15 protein-coding genes are annotated in these 16,311 nt (G+C 69.8%); all 15 read right to left on the reverse strand.

Annotation, left to right across the window (positions count from 1 at the left end):
- Window positions 1-130 precede the first annotated feature (130 nt).
- The 15 genes from ACQY0Z_RS32355 to ACQY0Z_RS32425 all read right to left on the reverse strand — a co-directional run bounded on the left by ACQY0Z_RS32355 (window position 131) and on the right by ACQY0Z_RS32425 (window position 16,295).
- Entirely contained in the window at window positions 131-3,586 is a 3,456-nt protein-coding gene (locus tag ACQY0Z_RS32355; RefSeq protein WP_439813301.1) for a LysM peptidoglycan-binding domain-containing protein, read from the reverse strand.
- Window positions 3,586-4,038, reverse strand: coding sequence for a TadE/TadG family type IV pilus assembly protein (locus tag ACQY0Z_RS32360; protein WP_439813302.1), 453 nt, complete (start codon window positions 4,036-4,038; stop codon window positions 3,586-3,588). The genes ACQY0Z_RS32355 and ACQY0Z_RS32360 overlap by 1 nt, the downstream gene beginning before the upstream one ends.
- Window positions 4,038-4,481: a TadE/TadG family type IV pilus assembly protein gene (locus tag ACQY0Z_RS32365; protein WP_019525387.1), complete on the reverse strand. Its 444-nt coding sequence runs from the start codon at window positions 4,479-4,481 to the stop codon at window positions 4,038-4,040. The genes ACQY0Z_RS32360 and ACQY0Z_RS32365 overlap by 1 nt, the downstream gene beginning before the upstream one ends.
- 14 nt (window positions 4,482-4,495) lie before the next feature.
- A complete protein-coding gene (locus ACQY0Z_RS32370) occupies window positions 4,496-4,915 on the reverse strand; it encodes a TadE/TadG family type IV pilus assembly protein (RefSeq protein WP_439813303.1) in 420 nt (139 codons plus the stop codon).
- Window positions 4,912-5,244, reverse strand: a complete 333-nt coding sequence (locus ACQY0Z_RS32375; RefSeq protein ID WP_437069971.1) for a hypothetical protein — start codon at window positions 5,242-5,244, stop codon at window positions 4,912-4,914. The genes ACQY0Z_RS32370 and ACQY0Z_RS32375 overlap by 4 nt, the downstream gene beginning before the upstream one ends.
- Window positions 5,245-5,283: 39 nt before the next feature.
- Complete coding sequence (locus ACQY0Z_RS32380) at window positions 5,284-6,168, reverse strand: type II secretion system F family protein (protein ID WP_439813304.1); 885 nt, start codon at window positions 6,166-6,168, stop codon at window positions 5,284-5,286.
- Complete coding sequence (locus ACQY0Z_RS32385) at window positions 6,165-7,118, reverse strand: type II secretion system F family protein (protein ID WP_439813305.1); 954 nt, start codon at window positions 7,116-7,118, stop codon at window positions 6,165-6,167. The genes ACQY0Z_RS32380 and ACQY0Z_RS32385 overlap by 4 nt, the downstream gene beginning before the upstream one ends.
- Window positions 7,115-8,602, reverse strand: a complete 1,488-nt coding sequence (locus ACQY0Z_RS32390) for a CpaF family protein (RefSeq protein ID WP_439813306.1) — start codon at window positions 8,600-8,602, stop codon at window positions 7,115-7,117. The genes ACQY0Z_RS32385 and ACQY0Z_RS32390 overlap by 4 nt, the downstream gene beginning before the upstream one ends.
- A complete protein-coding gene (locus ACQY0Z_RS32395; RefSeq protein ID WP_439813307.1) occupies window positions 8,592-9,419 on the reverse strand; it encodes a hypothetical protein in 828 nt (275 codons plus the stop codon). The genes ACQY0Z_RS32390 and ACQY0Z_RS32395 overlap by 11 nt, the downstream gene beginning before the upstream one ends.
- Complete coding sequence (locus ACQY0Z_RS32400) at window positions 9,419-10,063, reverse strand: SAF domain-containing protein (protein ID WP_439813308.1); 645 nt, start codon at window positions 10,061-10,063, stop codon at window positions 9,419-9,421. The genes ACQY0Z_RS32395 and ACQY0Z_RS32400 overlap by 1 nt, the downstream gene beginning before the upstream one ends.
- A gap of 75 nt (window positions 10,064-10,138) precedes the next feature.
- Complete coding sequence (locus tag ACQY0Z_RS32405) at window positions 10,139-11,023, reverse strand: ATP/GTP-binding protein (protein WP_439813309.1); 885 nt, start codon at window positions 11,021-11,023, stop codon at window positions 10,139-10,141.
- The gene (locus ACQY0Z_RS32410; protein ID WP_439813310.1) at window positions 11,017-11,616 is read right to left on the reverse strand and encodes a hypothetical protein; all 600 of its coding nucleotides are present in this window, start codon (window positions 11,614-11,616) and stop codon (window positions 11,017-11,019) included. Before ACQY0Z_RS32410 ends, ACQY0Z_RS32405 begins: the two co-directional genes overlap by 7 nt.
- A gap of 322 nt (window positions 11,617-11,938) precedes the next feature.
- Window positions 11,939-14,566, reverse strand: coding sequence for an ATP/GTP-binding protein (locus ACQY0Z_RS32415; protein ID WP_439813311.1), 2,628 nt, complete (start codon window positions 14,564-14,566; stop codon window positions 11,939-11,941).
- The gene (locus ACQY0Z_RS32420; protein ID WP_439813312.1) at window positions 14,542-15,186 is read right to left on the reverse strand and encodes a hypothetical protein; all 645 of its coding nucleotides are present in this window, start codon (window positions 15,184-15,186) and stop codon (window positions 14,542-14,544) included. The genes ACQY0Z_RS32415 and ACQY0Z_RS32420 overlap by 25 nt, the downstream gene beginning before the upstream one ends.
- A complete protein-coding gene (locus tag ACQY0Z_RS32425; RefSeq protein ID WP_439813313.1) occupies window positions 15,183-16,295 on the reverse strand; it encodes a C40 family peptidase in 1,113 nt (370 codons plus the stop codon). The genes ACQY0Z_RS32420 and ACQY0Z_RS32425 overlap by 4 nt, the downstream gene beginning before the upstream one ends.
- Between the last annotated feature and the right edge of the window lie 16 nt (window positions 16,296-16,311).

Below are 16,311 nucleotides of genomic sequence, written 5' to 3' on the forward strand. Positions count from 1 at the left end.
AACACTCGGGGAGTGGCGTAGCCGATCCCCGGCGTCCAACGGTGCGGCCCTCAGCGAACTGCTCGCCTACACGGCCCGGGACGCTGCCCCCAGCCAGTAGCGCGCACCGTGCGGCCCTGCACACCCGCGGCTACAGGGACCTGCGCGCCGTTGTGCCCGTGCTGTTGAGGAGTTCGTTGATGAGCTGAGATGTCTCCGTCTCCAGCGAGCAGTCCAGATCCCGGTTGATCTGTTGCACGCGAGTGATCGCGGTGTGCAGTCCGGAGCGGTTCCCTCGCGCAGCCTCAAGACGCATCCAATCCCGATAGAGGAGCTCGGCAGTGGGGTCGACGTCGAGGCCGGTTGCAACGGCCTGGCGGGCGGCGCTGAGGTCGTGGTGGGGACCTGCGGGGATGCGGTAGGTGGCCACGGTGTGCGCGACGTCGATGATCCGCGTGATCATTTCCTGCGCGTAGGGCTCAGCCCAGGGCAGCGGCCGGCCGCCGAACGGCCTGCCCCGCACCAGAGCCAGTGCCTTCTCCAGGTCGGTCAGGCCGGACGGGCCGAGCGGCAGCGCCCGCTCGACGAGCTGGAGGAAACGGCTCCAGTCGCAGCGCACGGTGGGGGCGAGCCGGTACGGGTCTTCCCCGGCCTTGCGGCGCGGCACGTAGAGGTTGCCGGAGGAGTCGCTGCCCAGGGAGCTGCGCAGGCCCTGCATCCGCGCGTTGAGGGTGCTCGTCGACCAGGGGCTGACGGGATCCATGTCGGCACACAGGACATCAGCGGTCCGCCCGGGCCGGAAGTACAGCAAGGCGGCCAGCTGCGCCATTCTGGGGCCGTGTCCGGTGCTGTCCACACCTGTCACTTCGACCGGCCCGAGCACCCGGATCTCGGGGGCGTGCGGGTCCTGCGCCTGGCTCTCTTGCGTGTCCGGCGGTGCGGGCTTCTCGACTGCGGTCTCCGGGTCGTCGGATACGGCAGTTGTTGCCGTGCCCATGGGGCCGTCATCGGCTGGGGGCGCCGGTGCGGACGGCTCGGCTGCCTCGGCGCCCGGTCCGGTTGCGTCGTGGAGCCCGGCCGGTGACGTGGCGGGGGAGAGGAGGCGGAGTCCAGACGGGTCGGTGCTGGCGGCGAGCAGGGCCGGGAAGACCTCGTCGTTCGTATCCGGTGCCTCTGCCGGTGCGGGGGTCGGGGCGGTGGCGGGTGCGATGGAGTGCTCCGGCGGTGTGTGCTTGGGCTGCTGCATGTTTTCCGGCTCGTCCGGGACGTGCTGCCAGGGCCCTTCGGCCGGGTGGGGCGGCTGCCCGGACACGTTCAACGCGGTGGTGATCTGAAGGTAGGCGGCGTGTTCCAGGCGCTGCACCGTGATGTCGGTGCCGGCGTAGTCGAGGGTCTGCGGGGTGTTGAGGGAGGCGTTGAGGATTGCCGCCTCGGGGAAGCGAGCAGCCGCTGTACTCGCAGGGGCGATCAGTGTGACGGGCACTGCGCCCGCTTTGTCGATGACGTCGGCGAACTGCCAGGCCGTGTCCTCGTCCAGGGAGGATGCGCACAGCAGCAGATAGGGCTGATGCCGGGTTTCGGGCATCTGGTGTGCTTCCAGCAGTCGTTCGCTCAGGTCGCGCAGCGCGTGCGTGGCCTGACGCATGTGGGCGATCCGCGCGGTGGGCAGCAGCTGCGGCAGGTCCTCACCGAAGCCCAGGGTGACGACCTCGACGTCGGCCGCCCAGGGACTCATCCCGAGTTCCAGCGCGAGCGAGGTGCACAGCTCGGTGATGTGCACCGGGTTGCCGTCCAGCAGCAGCGCAGGCAGCTGCGCAAGGTTGAGCAGCAGCAGATCACCTCCCTCGGTGCTGCCGATCGTGACCAGCCCCGGATACGGGGCCGGTACGTCGCGGGCGGCCTCGTCGTCCAGGAGGGCGGCGTCGGTGGGCAGGGCCCACCAGCCGCCGTGCCCGGACGTGAAGGGCGCCACCGGGTCCTGGGTGAGGTCCTCGGGCAGGACCTCCACCATTCGGGTGCCGATCCGGGCGGCCCGCAGCGGCGGCAGGGCCGCGTCTTCCCTCTGCTGGGCCACGTGGTGGGCGAGGGTCCGCAGTGCAACGTCCAGGCGGGCTGCGCCGCCGGGCTCGGCGGCCGCTGCCAACTGGGCCTCGGCGGCGGAGGTTTCGGAGACGATGGCGATTTTCTCGCCTGGCTTGCGGCGGCGGCGCTGCAGCGTTCTGCGCAGGGCCAGGGCGCCGGTGACGGCGGCGGCCAGCAGCGCGCCGGCGCCGAGCACGATGCGCAGATTGAGTGGGCCGGCGGGGGCCGTCGCCGGGGTCTCGGGTGCGGGAGTGGCGGGGGAGGAGGCTGCAGGCCCGGACGACTCCGATGCCGCCGGGGAGGCGGCAGTGGGGGAGGCGTCGGCGTTGGGCTCGCGTGCGGACGGGGAGGACTGATCCTGCCCGGGCTGTTCGGCGGGGCGACTGGATGGTGTGCTGGGTGCCGACGTCTGTGGTGGAGGCGCCGCGGTTTGGCTTGGCGCAGGTGCCGGCGCATGCCCCGCGCTGTCGTCCGGCTTCTGGTAGCCGTCGGGATCCTGGGTGGCTGGGGGAGTGGTTTCCTGCCCCCCCGACCCTTCACTGCGGTTCTGTTCGTGGTGCGGCTGGTCGGGCCGGGCCTTGGGTACTGTGACCTGCTGCCCTGCGAAAATCATGTCCGGATCGGTGATCTTGGGCAGGCCGTGTGGCTGCGGCTTGCCCCGGCTGGCCTCGAACAGCTCCACCCACGCGTCGCCGTCGCCGAGCTCCTCCTCAGCGATCTTCGACAGGTAGTCGCCCGGGCGGACCGTAACGACGCGCTCAGCCTCATCGTCGACCGTCGGCGGGCTGTCACCCGGCTGCGTACGGACGCCTGCCGCAGCCGCGGCGGATTCGGGCATCTGCAGCTGCCAGCCGGCCTGCAGAAAGCTGTTCGCGCGGAACACCGTGCCGTCGACCATGGTCCGGCCCTCGTTCAGGTCGGCGATCTCCCGCCACCGCTCGCCGTCCCCCAACTCCCGCTCGGCGATTGCCCACAGGCTTTCTGCGGGCCGCGTTTCGCGCACCGTATACGTGGTGCGAGACGCCGGTGTGCTCGCCGCGGAGGCCTGAGCCTGCCGGCTCTTGGCGGCGTGCGGGACGTGAGCCTGCCCCAGGTCGGGGGCCCCGGTGGTGGCCGGGGCGGCCTGGGCGTCGGAGGCCAGCGCCGAACTCGTGGGCAGCAGCACCAGGATGCTGCCGATCAGCAGAGCCGCGGCGCGTTGCGAGGCGCCCATCCCGCGCGGGGCCTGCCAGGTGCGGCACCGCAACTGCGCGATCAGCTCGCGTACCGCGCAGAACGCAAACTGCGCCCACCCGATCCACCCCACGGCCACGAGCATCAGCAAGAACACCCTGCCGGCGTCCTGCCGGTCCAGCAGGTGCAGGACGTCATCGTGGGTGGCCGCCCAGATGACCGGGGTGGCCCACGCCAGCAGCAGCGGCAGTCCGGCGACCGCGACCGCCAAGACCAGCAGACTCAAGCCGGCCTTAACGAGCCGCGCCAGGAAGCGGCCGGCGGTTGCGGCGGGGGAGGAGGTGGTGCGCATCAGTTTCCTTCGGGAGCCGTGACGCCATGGAGGAGGGTGGCCTTGCCGTGGCCGGTCACCGGCAGAGAGCCGATCCCGACCACCGACAAGAACTTCGTGTCGTAGGTGCCGTTGACCGTGACGGTGAGCGTCTTGCCATCGCCGGACACGCTGGCCGTGCCGACGGCCCCGGCGGAGCGCAAGTAGGACTGGGCTGCGGCGGCCGCGGCCTGCGGCTCCACGACGATCGCCTTCCCACTGATCGCATCGGCAGGATCGATGGCCTGCCCGCCTGCCCGCGCGGCTTCGCCGGCGATGAAGTCGGCGCGTTCCGTGGCACGCATCTTGCTGCCGCCGTCGACAGCGACGCCGATGATCCCGATCAGCGCGATGACGCACACGGCGACGAACACGGTGACGCCGCCCCGGTCACCCAACCACCCCCGACCCAGAGTCATCTGACGTAACATCATCAATCCCCACGCTGCCTGTACTGGTCCACTACCGAGGTAGCCGTCGACCTGAGCGTCTTCGCCCCTGGCACACCCGGCAGCAGAAGGTCCGACAGATCGACCGTGCAGGCCACGGTCACGGTGACCGTGCCGACTTGCCCCACCGGCACACTGAGACCGCCAGTGTTGACCTTCACGGACGTCGAAGCGCACGCGATGCCCTGGTCGTCCAAAGACTCGGCGGCCGCCGACTGCGCGGCACTCTGTGCGGCCGCCGCTGTGCGGTGAATGGATGCCTCCCGGGCCGCGTCCTCAGCCGCAGAATCGATCTTCGCCCCGGATATGACGATCCGCCCGCCGGCGATCGCCAGACACAAAAACATGATCAATGCCGGGAGGACGATCGCCGCCTCGATCGCGGCACTGCCCTCATCGCTGCGTACTCTGCGAGCCCAACGGGCCATGGACCGCACCTGGTTCACTCCCCCGGGACTGTCCAGCGCTCCACCGTGCCGGACGCCGACTGCGTGACCTGCAGGCCCGGCACACCCGGGATCACCGACAAGGCCGTGCCGGACACCTGGATACGCACACGCTGACCGTTGCTGCTGGCCAAAACGCTGTAACCGCTCAGGCTGTCACCCGCCGTGCGGCCCAGCACAGACCGCGCCTGGGCCGCGCCGACGGCCTGACTCGACTGGTAGGCACGGGCCGCAGTGACGCCTTCGCGGGCGGCGGTCAGGGCGATCTGCCGCGCGTAGTACCACATGGACGCCTGGATGACGGCCACCGTGGCGAGCAGCACGAACGGAAAGACGATCGCCATCTGGATACTGGTGTCACCGCGGTCCTCGCGCCACCTTCGCCCCTGCCACCAGTCCTTCAGCCGCTCGATCACAGCCCGTTGAGCCTGCCGTTGTACTTCGCGATCACTGCGGCGATAGTCCCCGCGATCAGGACGGCACCGGTGACAGCGGCTACCCAGATGATGACGGTCGTGGTGGAGATGTCGCCGCGATCCGGCCGACGGGCGGCCTCCTGCAGGCCTTCCTGCACGCGCGTGGTCAGGCGCAGGACTGCGCCGTTGGCGCGCGCCCAGGCTCGCGCTCCCCGGCCGCCACGCCCCGGCCCCCGGGACGGGGTGTACGGGCCGGTGCGCATGTGCGTATGCGTGTGCGTGGTCGCCCGGAGCACAGCACGGCGGGCGCGGGCTGCGGTGTGCTTCATGTTCCCTACCTCTCTGGAGAGTTGACGAGGTTGTGGTCTTCAGACGGTCAGCATGCGGATCACGGCGGGGAAGGCCATCAGCAGCATCACCAAGACGGCCAAGAGGGCTCCCGGCGCGGTCATCTTCTCGCTGGCCGCGTTCGCTTCGGCGGCCTGATCGGCCAGCAGTTCGGCGTTGAGCGCGGCGGTGCGGGCCCGCAGCGCCTTGTAGACGGCGGCTCCGTCGGTAGCTGAGCCGCGCATGATGTCGGCGACGTCGTCCAGGATGGGCAACTCGTACTCGGCGGACAGCTCCGCGAGCGCTTGATACGGCGGGATCTTCTCCAGCCGCGCCCGGCGCAGCGCGCCCTGCAGATACAGGAAGGGCCAGCCCGCGCCGACCTCGGCTGCCTTCTCCAGCGCCTCGGCGGGCCCGGCGTCGGCGGCCCGCTTGAGCGCGACCAGGTCGAGGTAGGCGGACAGGGCGTGCGCGAACTCTTCCCGCGCCCGCTTGGCCTGGTCCCGAACCGCGAGATCCGGGGTGATGAACAGCAGGCCGGCGACGATGAGTCCGACACCGGCGGGCACGTAGAACGGCAGGCCCACCCCCGCGATGATCCACGGAACCGTTGCGATCAGCGGGCAGAGCAGACCCAAGGCGGCGAGCGCGGTCTTCTTGAGCATGAACTGGCCCGGCCCCTGCCCGAGCAGGGCCAGGTTCGTGGTGGGAACCCTCACGCCCGGAAGCCGCTCGAGGCGGGCCAGCAGCCACCGGCCCCACACCTCCTCGCGGTCCAGTTCCGGCTCGGGCATCGTCAACGTCGCCGGGGCACTGCGCTTCAGCGCCGGCCCCAACGCCGGCTGAGGCTGCAACAGTTCCCGGACAAGCAAGGCGACGCCGGCGCCGACCGTGCCGCCGCTCAAAACGACGGGGAGCAGGTTCACCAGGCGGCTCCTTCCGGTTCCCGGGCGGCGCTCGGTGCATCCGGCTCCGGCGCAAGAGCAGGCAGCCGGACCGTGCTGGTCGGATCGGTGACCAGGAAGCGGGGGATGCGGGGGAAGCTGCCCAGCTGCCGCATCAGGGCGAGCACGCCGACGAACCCGGCCGTGAGGAAAGCGAGCACGAGCTGGCCGAGGAGCGTGGAGTACGGCCTCGTGTAGCTGGGCACGAAGAACCCGGCCACCACGACACCCACGGTGATGATGGTCATCCACCGTACGGTGGTGCGGGGCTTGGCCCGGTCCGCCTCGATGGCGCGCTTGCGGGCGACTTCCTCGCGGACGGTGCCCGACAGGTCCTCCAGGGCCTGCGCCAGGCCGGGGCCGCGGTCGTTGACCGACAGGATGAGCGCGGCGACCACCTTGTCCGCTGTGACATCGTCCAGTTCATCGGCGAACGCGCGGAGCGCTCCCTCCGGCCGCCACCCCAGGCGCAGCCGGTCGGACAGGTTGATGATCTGCGGGGCAAGTTCGTCCGGCGCCCCCTGACGGCTGGTGATCATCGCCTGTTCCAGGCCCATGCCCAGCCGCAGCAGGCCCGCCAGCCGCTGCGTCCACTCGCTTAAGCCCTCCAGCTGCCCGATGCGTTCCTGCGCCATCTGCGCGGGGGCGATCAGCCAGGGCACGCCGATGACGGCCGCGCCCAGCAGCGCACCGCCGACAAAGTTCCCGCTGATCAGCCACACGGCCACGAACACCACGACGGCGGCGACGATGAAGGTCCGCCGCCGCAGCCGGGCCTCCTCACTTTGGTTCTTCCCACCGCGCAGCACCGCCTGCCAGCGGTGGCGCAGCGGAGCGCGGCGCGGCGCGGTAGTGCCCACGACGCCCACTACGACACCGATCAGCCCGCCGACCACGGCCATGCCGGACAACAGTCCGAACAGCAGCGTCATCGGCTCACCGCCACTTTCAGCGGCAGCGGCGCCGACCAGGCGCCGTACGGCTGCTGCAGCAGCGTCGAGTCGAAGCCGACGCGGCGCAGGTCATCGATGCATTGGGGATCCATTCGCGGCACCGCCCGCAGCTCACCGAACTCGCGGCCGGGGGAGAAGATCTCATTGGTGGCGGGCCGGCCGTTCTCGCCGATCCCGGTCAGTTCCAGGACGTGCGAGACGTAGCGGTGGCGCCGGCCGCCGATCCGCGTCTCGTCCGTCATATCGACGTAGACAATGAAGTCCAGGCCGTTGGCGGTCTGCCGGTAGGCGAGCTGCTCGGACAGATTCTCCTGGGCGAGCGCGTACAGCTCCGCGATCCGGTCGAAGATGATGTCCGGGCGACGCGCGTGGATGGTGCACAGGTTGCCGCCCGACCCGTTCGTCAACGCCTGCATCATGGCGACGACTTCGGGGCCACGGACCTCGCCAACCACAATCCGCTCCAGCGACATCCGCAACGCCGGGTGCATCAGGTCCAGGAGCGTGACCTCACCGGCACCGCGCCCAGTGACGTCCTTCTCCCCGTTGGACTCGCGGCCCACCAGGGACACGACCTGCTTGTGGTAGCCGTTGGCGTGGCAGAACAGCTCGTCCTCGGTCTGGATGGTCGCGAACCGGCACTCCGGGTCGAACTCCCTGAGCATCGCCCGCATCAGCGTGGTCTTCCCGGCCTTCTGCTTCCCCGCGATCATGATGTTCTTCTCCGCGCGCACGCACGCACCGAGGAACTCGCGCAGGATCGGGTCGATGGTGCCCAGCCGAACCAGATCGTCGAGGCCGGCGTGGGAGACCCGGTGCCGGCGGATGACCGCGTACGTCATCGGCCCCAGCCCGGTGATGGCCTGCAGACGGGAGCCGTCCTGCAGGGACAAGGCGAGGGTGGGGTTCGCGGTGGAAATGGTCCGCTCGCTGTGCCCGGATCCCCGCGCCAACTCCCGCAGCAGCTCCAGCAGTTCCTCTTCCGAGTCCGCGATCGGACCCACCCGGCGACGTTCGCCGTCGCCGTAATCGAGCCACACCTCATGCGGACCCTGAATGATGATGTCCTCGACCCGCTCGTCGTCCAGGTACGGCTGGAGCCGGCCGGCCCTGAAGAGCAGGTCGTACACGGCGCGGCGTAGTGCCTCATCCTCTTGGGGCGTCATCGCCTGGGCGTCGGACCAGAGCGCGACGGCCTCGGCGATCCAGTTCAGACAGCGCTGCTCTTCGCTGTCCCGGTCCATGTCGGGCTTGGTCTTGAGGAGTTCCTCGCGCTGCCTGGCGACCTGGGACGCAATGTCCCGGGCCACCCGGTAGTCGACGGTGATCTGAGGAACCGCCGTGCCGAGCACCTGTGTACTCGCGGCAGCGCCGACAGGTGCCGGTGTGCCGTTGGTCTGGTGGGCCCACTGCTGGGGCAGTGGTGCCACCGTGGGGTCGGGGTGCAGGGGCCTAGCCTGCATGGGTCACCTCCCCGCCTGCAGCGCGCAGGCTGCGTGGATCGAGGCGGGCCCGGCGCATGGCGGCCCGCTGGAGAAGCAGCGTGCTGCCCGTGCGGGCGGCCTTCATCAGCGGCGACTTGGTGAAGTGGCGTGGCTGTTCGGCGCCGTCGGACAGCACACGGGCGTCCTTTGGCGCGTACGGCAACGTGGCGATCACCGGCACCTGCAGAACACGCTGCACTTCACCCGCGGGGTAGGGGCCCTCGTTGATCATCAGCACGCTGACGTCACCGACACGTTCCTTCAATGCGCGCACCCGGCCCTCAGCTGCTTGCAGGCAGCGCAGGGTGTTGCGGACCACCACGAAGGTGGCATCGGCCTGCTCGGCCAGGACCCCGGAGGGCCCACACGCGCCGCGGCGACCGAGATCGATCAGCACGTCGTGACCGCTCTCGGCCTCGATGCCGCGGAACATCTGCGCGAGGATCTTCCAGACCGAGGTGAGGCTTGCCGACTGTGAGGGGTCAGTGACGCCGGGCAGCAGCAGCCGGTCGCGCGGAGACTCCTGCTTGCCGTCGTCGCTGCTCAAGTCGATCAACTGGCGCCAGAAGGCATCGCTGAACTCCCCTTTGCGAGCGGCGACCGAGAGGTTGCGCAGCCCGTACCGGTCACCGAGCGTGCCCTGCAGCAAGCCGTGCAGCACGGCCCCGCCGTCCGGGTCGCACTCGGCCAGGATCATCCGGCGGCCCGCCTCCAGCGGCCACGACAAAAGCAGGGCCAGAGCGCTCGTGGTCACGCCGGGCGCACCACTGCAGCCTGCGAGCGCGATCACAGCCATCAGTAACCGTCCGGAGCAGCGAGGACCAGACGCAGAGTGCCGGCCGCCTCCCAAACGGCGGCCGTAGGACCATCGGTGGCGGCTGTGGCCACGTCGACGACCACGATGCCCGTACCGGGGGCGGCGCCGGATGCCTTCACCACCCTGCCGTCGATGGTCTGCGGCGTGACGTCGGACGTCTTGCCGGTATCCGTCGTTCCCTGAGCCGGGACGTGCACCAGCTGCACCTTTTGGCCCGGCACCAAAGCGGTAGCCGGAATCTGCTTGGGCTCCAGGCCGATCGGCACCAACTGCTCGCCGGCCTTCACCAGTGAGTCCCTCGTCACCTGCGAGGGAGCCAGCAAGGAACCAGGCTTGAGTTCCACGGCGGCCCGCTTCCCCACCACCGACTTCAGGTCGTCGGCACGCACCGCCTTGACGGCCGGGTCCAGGGCGACGGACGCCTTGCCCAGGTCGTCCTCGGTGAGGACCTGGCCGACCTGGACGTCGCGGACCACGGTCACTACGTCGGTGCGGTTGCCGACCTGGAGCAGCAGGACGGCAACTCCCGCGCCTCCGGCGGCGATCAGCGCCAGAGACAGGGCGATGACACCTGGTCGTCGCCTGCGAGCCGACACCCGGGGCGGCGCCACCGGTCCGGGCACGCGGCCCTGCTGGGGAACTCCGTTCGAGGCTGTGTCTACTTGGGTTTTGCTCACCGTTCTGTCCTTCCGGCGGCTTTACCTGACGACTTGTACTTCGCCGACTGCCACCTGCACGTTGGTCTGCCGGACCTCGGTGAGCTGGCCGGCCTGTCCGCCGCCTTGCCAGTTGATCGTCCACGTGGAGGTCGCAGTCACCGGGAACTTGCCGTTCTGGGCACCGGCTGAGGTCTTGGAGTACACGTGCCCGCAGGTCGGTGACTGGGCCATGCCCTCGGACGACGTGTAGGGCGTGCCGGGGCCGTTGCACGTCACACTGGCACCGTCGCCCATTTTCCACACGATCTTCGACACCCTCGCGGTCGCAGTGACGGTGATCCCGCCCGCCGACGCCGACGCAGTGTTGGGCCCGTAGGTTGTGGCGCTCCTGTTGACCCACATCCACATCGGAACCCCGACCGTGTACTTCCCGGCCACGCGTGGACTAGCGATATCCGGGCCAAGCAGCGTCATCGAGTCGACCGCCCGCTGCGCCAAGACAGCCGGATCGACAGTCTCTTGCGGAGGTGGATCGGCCAACCAGACCATCCGAACGATGACGTCCCCGTCGACGCCACCCCACCCACATGTCTGCTCGTACACGGCCCCGTCTCCGGGGTCGTGGCCTTGCCAGTCCAAGCTGCCGGCAGGTGGTTGCGGGTCCGCGAGCTTGTAAACGCAGACGGTCTTATCGGTGGGGTCGCCACTATCGGACGAACCGCTTCCACCTGTTCCGTCGGTGCCGCCGCTGCCGCCTGCTTGGCCGCCGCCCTGCCCCGGGACGTCTACCTCGACCTCGCAGTCGTACAGTCCGCACTCAATACCGCCGCCGCCCTCAGGGTCATCCTCCGCGTGGCTGAGGACAGGGACAGAGAGCGTGGCCAAGACGGTTACCGCGGTGATGGCGATGCGGCGCGTCAGCACGACTTCCCCTGGGGCTCATCACGGATGACGCGCCACCCTTCCGGATACTTCTCGACCACGCTGACGATCAGATACTTCGTCAGCCGGTTCTCCGGTTGGGGCACCGGCTTCTTGGTCTCGGCATCGACCCTCCGCCACTTGGAAATGTCCAGGCAGCTGGAGACGGTCGCGTTGGGGATCTTGCCCGAGACGTCCACCTTGGTGACTGTCTGGTCGGTGAGTGCGACGCTGCCGGTGTAGATGCGGCCGCGGTCATGAGCACGCTTGGCATCTGCCTCAGCGTTCTTCAGCGCCGCAGATGCAGCGAACTGATCAAGATGCGCGCTCTTGCCGGTTGGGTCGGCGTAGAGCTTCTCCATCTCCTTCCAGTAGGCCCCGTATGCAGTGATCGCCTCCTGCTTCGCCGTCTCCTTCGGGTCGGCGGGGGCAGGCGACGCTGGGGACTGCGCGACGCTCGGCGACTCGCCTGTCGCCTCATTCTTCCCGCCGGATGAGCTGCACGCGGTCAGGGCGAGCCCAGCGCACAGCGTGATGAAGGCGGCGGTCTTTAAGTGAACAGCGGAGCGATGAACCTGGTGTGCGCGACGTTTCACGATGCCTCCCCGTACGGCGCGTGACATGACCGCTGCCTGAGCCGCCTACGGACGGCAGTCCAGCCCCGCGGCCTGGTCCAGCTGCGGTGATCCGTTTGCGTAGCCGCAAGATTACGCATATGCCAGTCAACTTCCCAGCTCAATCATCGAGTTCACTCGTACATCTCGGGTCGTATCCCGTCACTTTCGGAACCAGATGACGCTTTGTAGCTGTATGCACTCGATGGTTGTCGGCCGCGCATGAACGGGCCCACGGCCCACACGCGCACGAGACTGCGACATTTGCCCGCCCCAGCGGGATGCGGGCGTGTCGTTGGGCGGGTCACTCGTATTCCTCCTTCGCCAGAGGCACGGAGGTGGCGTCAGCTGGGGGCCGCTCGGCGAGGAAGGCGGCGACGCGGCCGATCTGCTCGGCTGCGCGGTCGGTGAGCTGATTCAGTGGGAGAGCACGGGCGTTCGCGAGGGCAGCATGCTCCAGCGTAGGAACCTGCCGCGGGCGGGCTTGGGCGGCGAAGACCGCGTCGAGATGGGGCCCGCGCAACTGCACAGGTCCCACTCGCCGCCCGTGCACGTTCATGGACACGTAGTGCTCGAATCGCTCCATGGTGGCCACCCGGTCCGGGCTGGGGTTGTCGCCCCACTCGGCGGTGATCGGTGCGATCGCGGACTTCGACCCGGCGGTGGTGGCCAACGTGGACGCGTTCTGCACCAGAGACAGCCGAACCGGCGAGGGCAGTCGTGCCAACAGCTGTGTCATGCCGTGAACTTGGCACCTGTACTTTCGGAAGTCCTCGAACATGGCGGCGATGGTCTCCGGCGCCGCGCCCGTCAGGGTGATCAGCTCGTCGAAGTACGCCCGGAAAGGCACTCGCTTGGCCTCCGGGGTGTCACGCCGAGAGCGCACAGCCCGCAGCAGATCGCGGGCCAGCAGCGCGGTCACCAGCCGGTCGGTGGGCCCGTTGCCGCCCGGGCACACCCACACGACCATCCGCGAGTCCATCGCGGCGCGGATGTTGTAGACGCCAACAGGCTGACCGAGGAAGGCACGAGTGATGGGGTTGGCGGCCAGCCGGGCGATCGGGTTGAGGACCACGGCGAACGCGTCCGGCGGCAAGGTCGGGAAGACCACCTGCCACCAGGAACGGGTCTCCTCGTCCAGACGGTCGGCCACCGCGGCGAGCGCTGCCTTGCGGAACGCGGTATCGGTGAGCAGTGCCCGCACGTGGAAGATCGTGGCTTGGTCCTCGGGGCGGCCGGCCTGACAGGCGGCCTCGTTGACGGCGACCAGGACGACCAGTGCGGCGGTCAGGATGGTGATTGCCCGGGGTGCGGTCGCATCGTCCCAGGCCAGTGCGGAGGCGTAGGCGTCGGTGATGGCCTCGACGACCTCGTGCCCCGTCTGCTGGTGGTGCATGCCGAGCGGATTCCACGAGCTCACCCGCGGGTCGGCGCCCAGGCCGTTGAGGTCGACGAGGGCGATCCGCCGCATGAGGGCCTGGTGCGCCAGGAACGTGGTGGCCCGGGGCCAGGAGTCACGGTGCGGGTCGACGAACAGCAGGCCGCCCCCGGCATGCGCCCAGCCGATCGCCTGCGCCAAAGCCCGCTCGGTCTTGCCCCCGCCGGCCTTGCCCACCCCGACCTCGAACAGGGTCTCCTCGGCGTAGGTGGCGACCAGGCGCTCGCGGCCGTCCGGGCCTCGGTAGATGCCCTGAAGCAGCAGCTCCGAATCGCCGAACTCGAACGTCGGTAGGTCCCCGGCGAGTACCGGCAGACGGCAGTGCATGGTGGGCGGCTTGAGCAGGCCCGTCAGCTCTTCCAGCCTCACCCAGTTGGCGCGAGGCGGCTGGCAGTGCCCCAGGTTCCAGCGGCGTTCGAAACCACGCTTGGTGGGCCAGTGGTCGGCGCCGATCCGCCACGGTCCCAGCCGCCATCCGCGCATGGCCCACCTCGAGCGGCCTCCGAACACATCGAGCGCAGCCTGAAGTTGGGCGAGCCTGGCCTGGGCTCGACCCTCGGTGTTCGAGGCGCACATCACCAGCAGTTGCACCCGGACGAGGTGGTCGTCGTCGGCGAGCTTGCCCAGCGCCTCGGTCGGCTCGACCCGGCGGGGCACCGGCGGCATGACCAGCCGCCGGCTGGCGCCAGCAGCGGGCTTGTCGCTGAGTAGCTGCTGCAGCTGCCAGGTGAGGGAGTCCTCGATGCCGCTGGCATCCTGCCGCAGCCAGCGTGCGGCCCGCTGGGCCTCCCGGCGCTCCGCGCGGCGGGCGGCGCTCATCAACTGAATCCGGCGCGCTCGCAGCGCCCATTTGGGGGCGCGCTGGATGTCGAGCCGGATCTCGGCGAGGTCGCCGAGCTCGGCGCGCAGGTCGGACACGGCGTCGATGAGCGGCTGCAGCGGGTCGGGAGTGAGGGGCACCTCACGCAGCGGGGCAGTGGGCTTGCCCCGCAGGATGAACTCCGCGCGCACGGTGTGCGTCCGTGTCTCATCGGCGATCGGCCGGGCCCGGTTGACGGTGACGTCCGGCCCGAACGGGGTGATGGACAAGAGCCGCTGGCCGCCGGCCGGGCCCTCGATGCGGTAGCGCAGCGGGCTAGAGCCGTCCGCACGCAGCCTGATCTGCACGGCCTTCGTCCTGCGGGGCGCCCACCAGGGCATGGCCGTGGAAGCGCGAGCTAGCTGGACGCCGCGGCGGAAGATCTCCTCCAGGCTCGGGTCGAAGTGCCGGCTGGACACCAGCTCCAGGGCCATCCGCTCGGCCGAGGCGCGCACCGCTAGCCGACGTACCACCAGCTCGCCCACCCCCCAGCACACGGCCATGGCCAGGGCGAGCAGATACCAGTGGTTGTAGAGCCAGCCAGCGGCGTCGACCAGGCCGCTGACCAGGCCGAGAACCTGACCAGCGGCCGTGTCATTGGACCGGTCCGTCAGGTACGGGGCTGCGGAGTCCACGTCGCTGCTCCCTTCTTGATAGTGCGGGTGAAGAACCAGTCGGTGATGCGCAGGTCGGTGAAGGTGCCGCCGCGGTCCATGCCGGCCCACACCAGATGGACAACCGCCCTGTTCGGGCTGCCGTCGCGGCGGGCGATCGCGGCCTGGATGCGGAAGCGAGCGGTGGCGAACGCCGGGGCCACCGCTTGTCTCGAGTCGCCGAAGACTGTGGGCCACTTCTCGCGGCCGACCCCGATGGCGTCCGCACGCAGCAGCGTGCGACCGGCGGTGAGCAACGTCCGCTCGTCGGCGGCGGGAAGGTCAGAGGGCCAGGCTGCCTCCAGGTTCCGCTGGATGGCCCGGTCGCCGGCTACACCTTCGCCGTGCGGCGGCAGAACGGACTCGACGGTCGACGGCGTCGACGGAGCCGACGTCGCGGGAGGAGCTGCACCGACGGTCGGGTCGCTGGGGGAAAGCGGAGCAGCCGCCGATGGCCAATCCGTGGCCGCGTGCACGGTCGCCCTCGTCGCTGGGGCTGTCGGTTCCTGACCGTGCGGCATACCGAGCAGAGCGACGCCTGCGACGGCGAGCAGGACGGTAGTCAGCAGCGGAAGGCGTGGTGAGCGCGAGGCGGTGGTCACAGCAGGCGTGCTCCCCCCGCGTAGCCGGACATCGCGTTGACGGTGTCCAGGCGCACCACGGTGCCCGGGCGCGGGGCGTTGACCATCTCCCCGCTGCCCAGGTAGATGCCGACGTGGTAGATCGTGGAATCGTGTCCAGGGGCGGTGGCATAGAAGACGAGGTCACCGGGCTTGAGCGCGCCCGTGCCGAGGCTGGCCGGGATCCGCTTGCCGACACCGGCTTGGGCAGCCGCGGTGCGCGGCAGGCGGATGCCGACCTTGGCGTACGCGTAGGTGGTGAGCCCTGAGCAGTCGAAGCCCTTGATACTCGCGCCGCTCTTGCCGCTGGGCGAGCAGCAGAACCCGTACGACTTGCCGCTCGCGTTGCCGCCGCCCCACGAGTACGGGACACCCCGCTGGGACAGAGCGGCCTCGATGACGGTGCGGACCTTCCCCGTGACGTTCTTCAGGTCCGGGTCCTCGGCGGCCGCCGTGTACTGATCGATCCACCCCAGAACGTTGGCGACGTACTCGCTCGAGTGGTTGTACTGCAGGAGCGCGGCCTTCAACTGCGACCGCCTCGTCAGGTCACGGCCGCCTCCGCACAGGTAGATCGCGGCGCCGAGGGCGGCGTCGTCAGCGTTGTGCGGGTCGGCGCTCTTGTCGCCGTTGGCGTCCTTGCCGTTCCCCTCCCAGGTGGAGGGCAGGAACTGAAAGGGGCCGACGGCGCGCTCCCCGTTCGCAGTGCCGTCCCACTTGCCGCCGTCCGTGTCGGGGAAGACGGTGGTGTTGCCGCCCTGGCCGGAGCCGTTGAGGAGCACCCCATAGATCTTCGGGCGGATGTCGCCGTTGTCGGCGATGCTCCGTCCTGTGGCGTGATTGGACTCGACCTTGGCGATCCCCGCGAGGATCGGCCAGCGCATGCCCTGGCACTTCGGTGAGTACTTCCCGACCTGCCGGACGGCGTTCTTGTAGGCGGTCAGCATCCGCGGAGGGATGTCGGCGGCGCTGCCCCCTTCGGCGATACCGCCGTCGTCCTGCGCACCCGCCTTCAGCGCGACGTACGCGCTGATCGCGTTCCCCACCGGAGCGGCACAGCACACGGCGGCGAACATCAGAAGCGCCACCATGCATCCCCACCGCCCG

Source organism: Streptomyces sp. P9-2 (genome assembly GCF_051903975.1).
Lineage (GTDB): Bacteria > Actinomycetota > Actinomycetes > Streptomycetales > Streptomycetaceae > Streptomyces > Streptomyces cellulosae.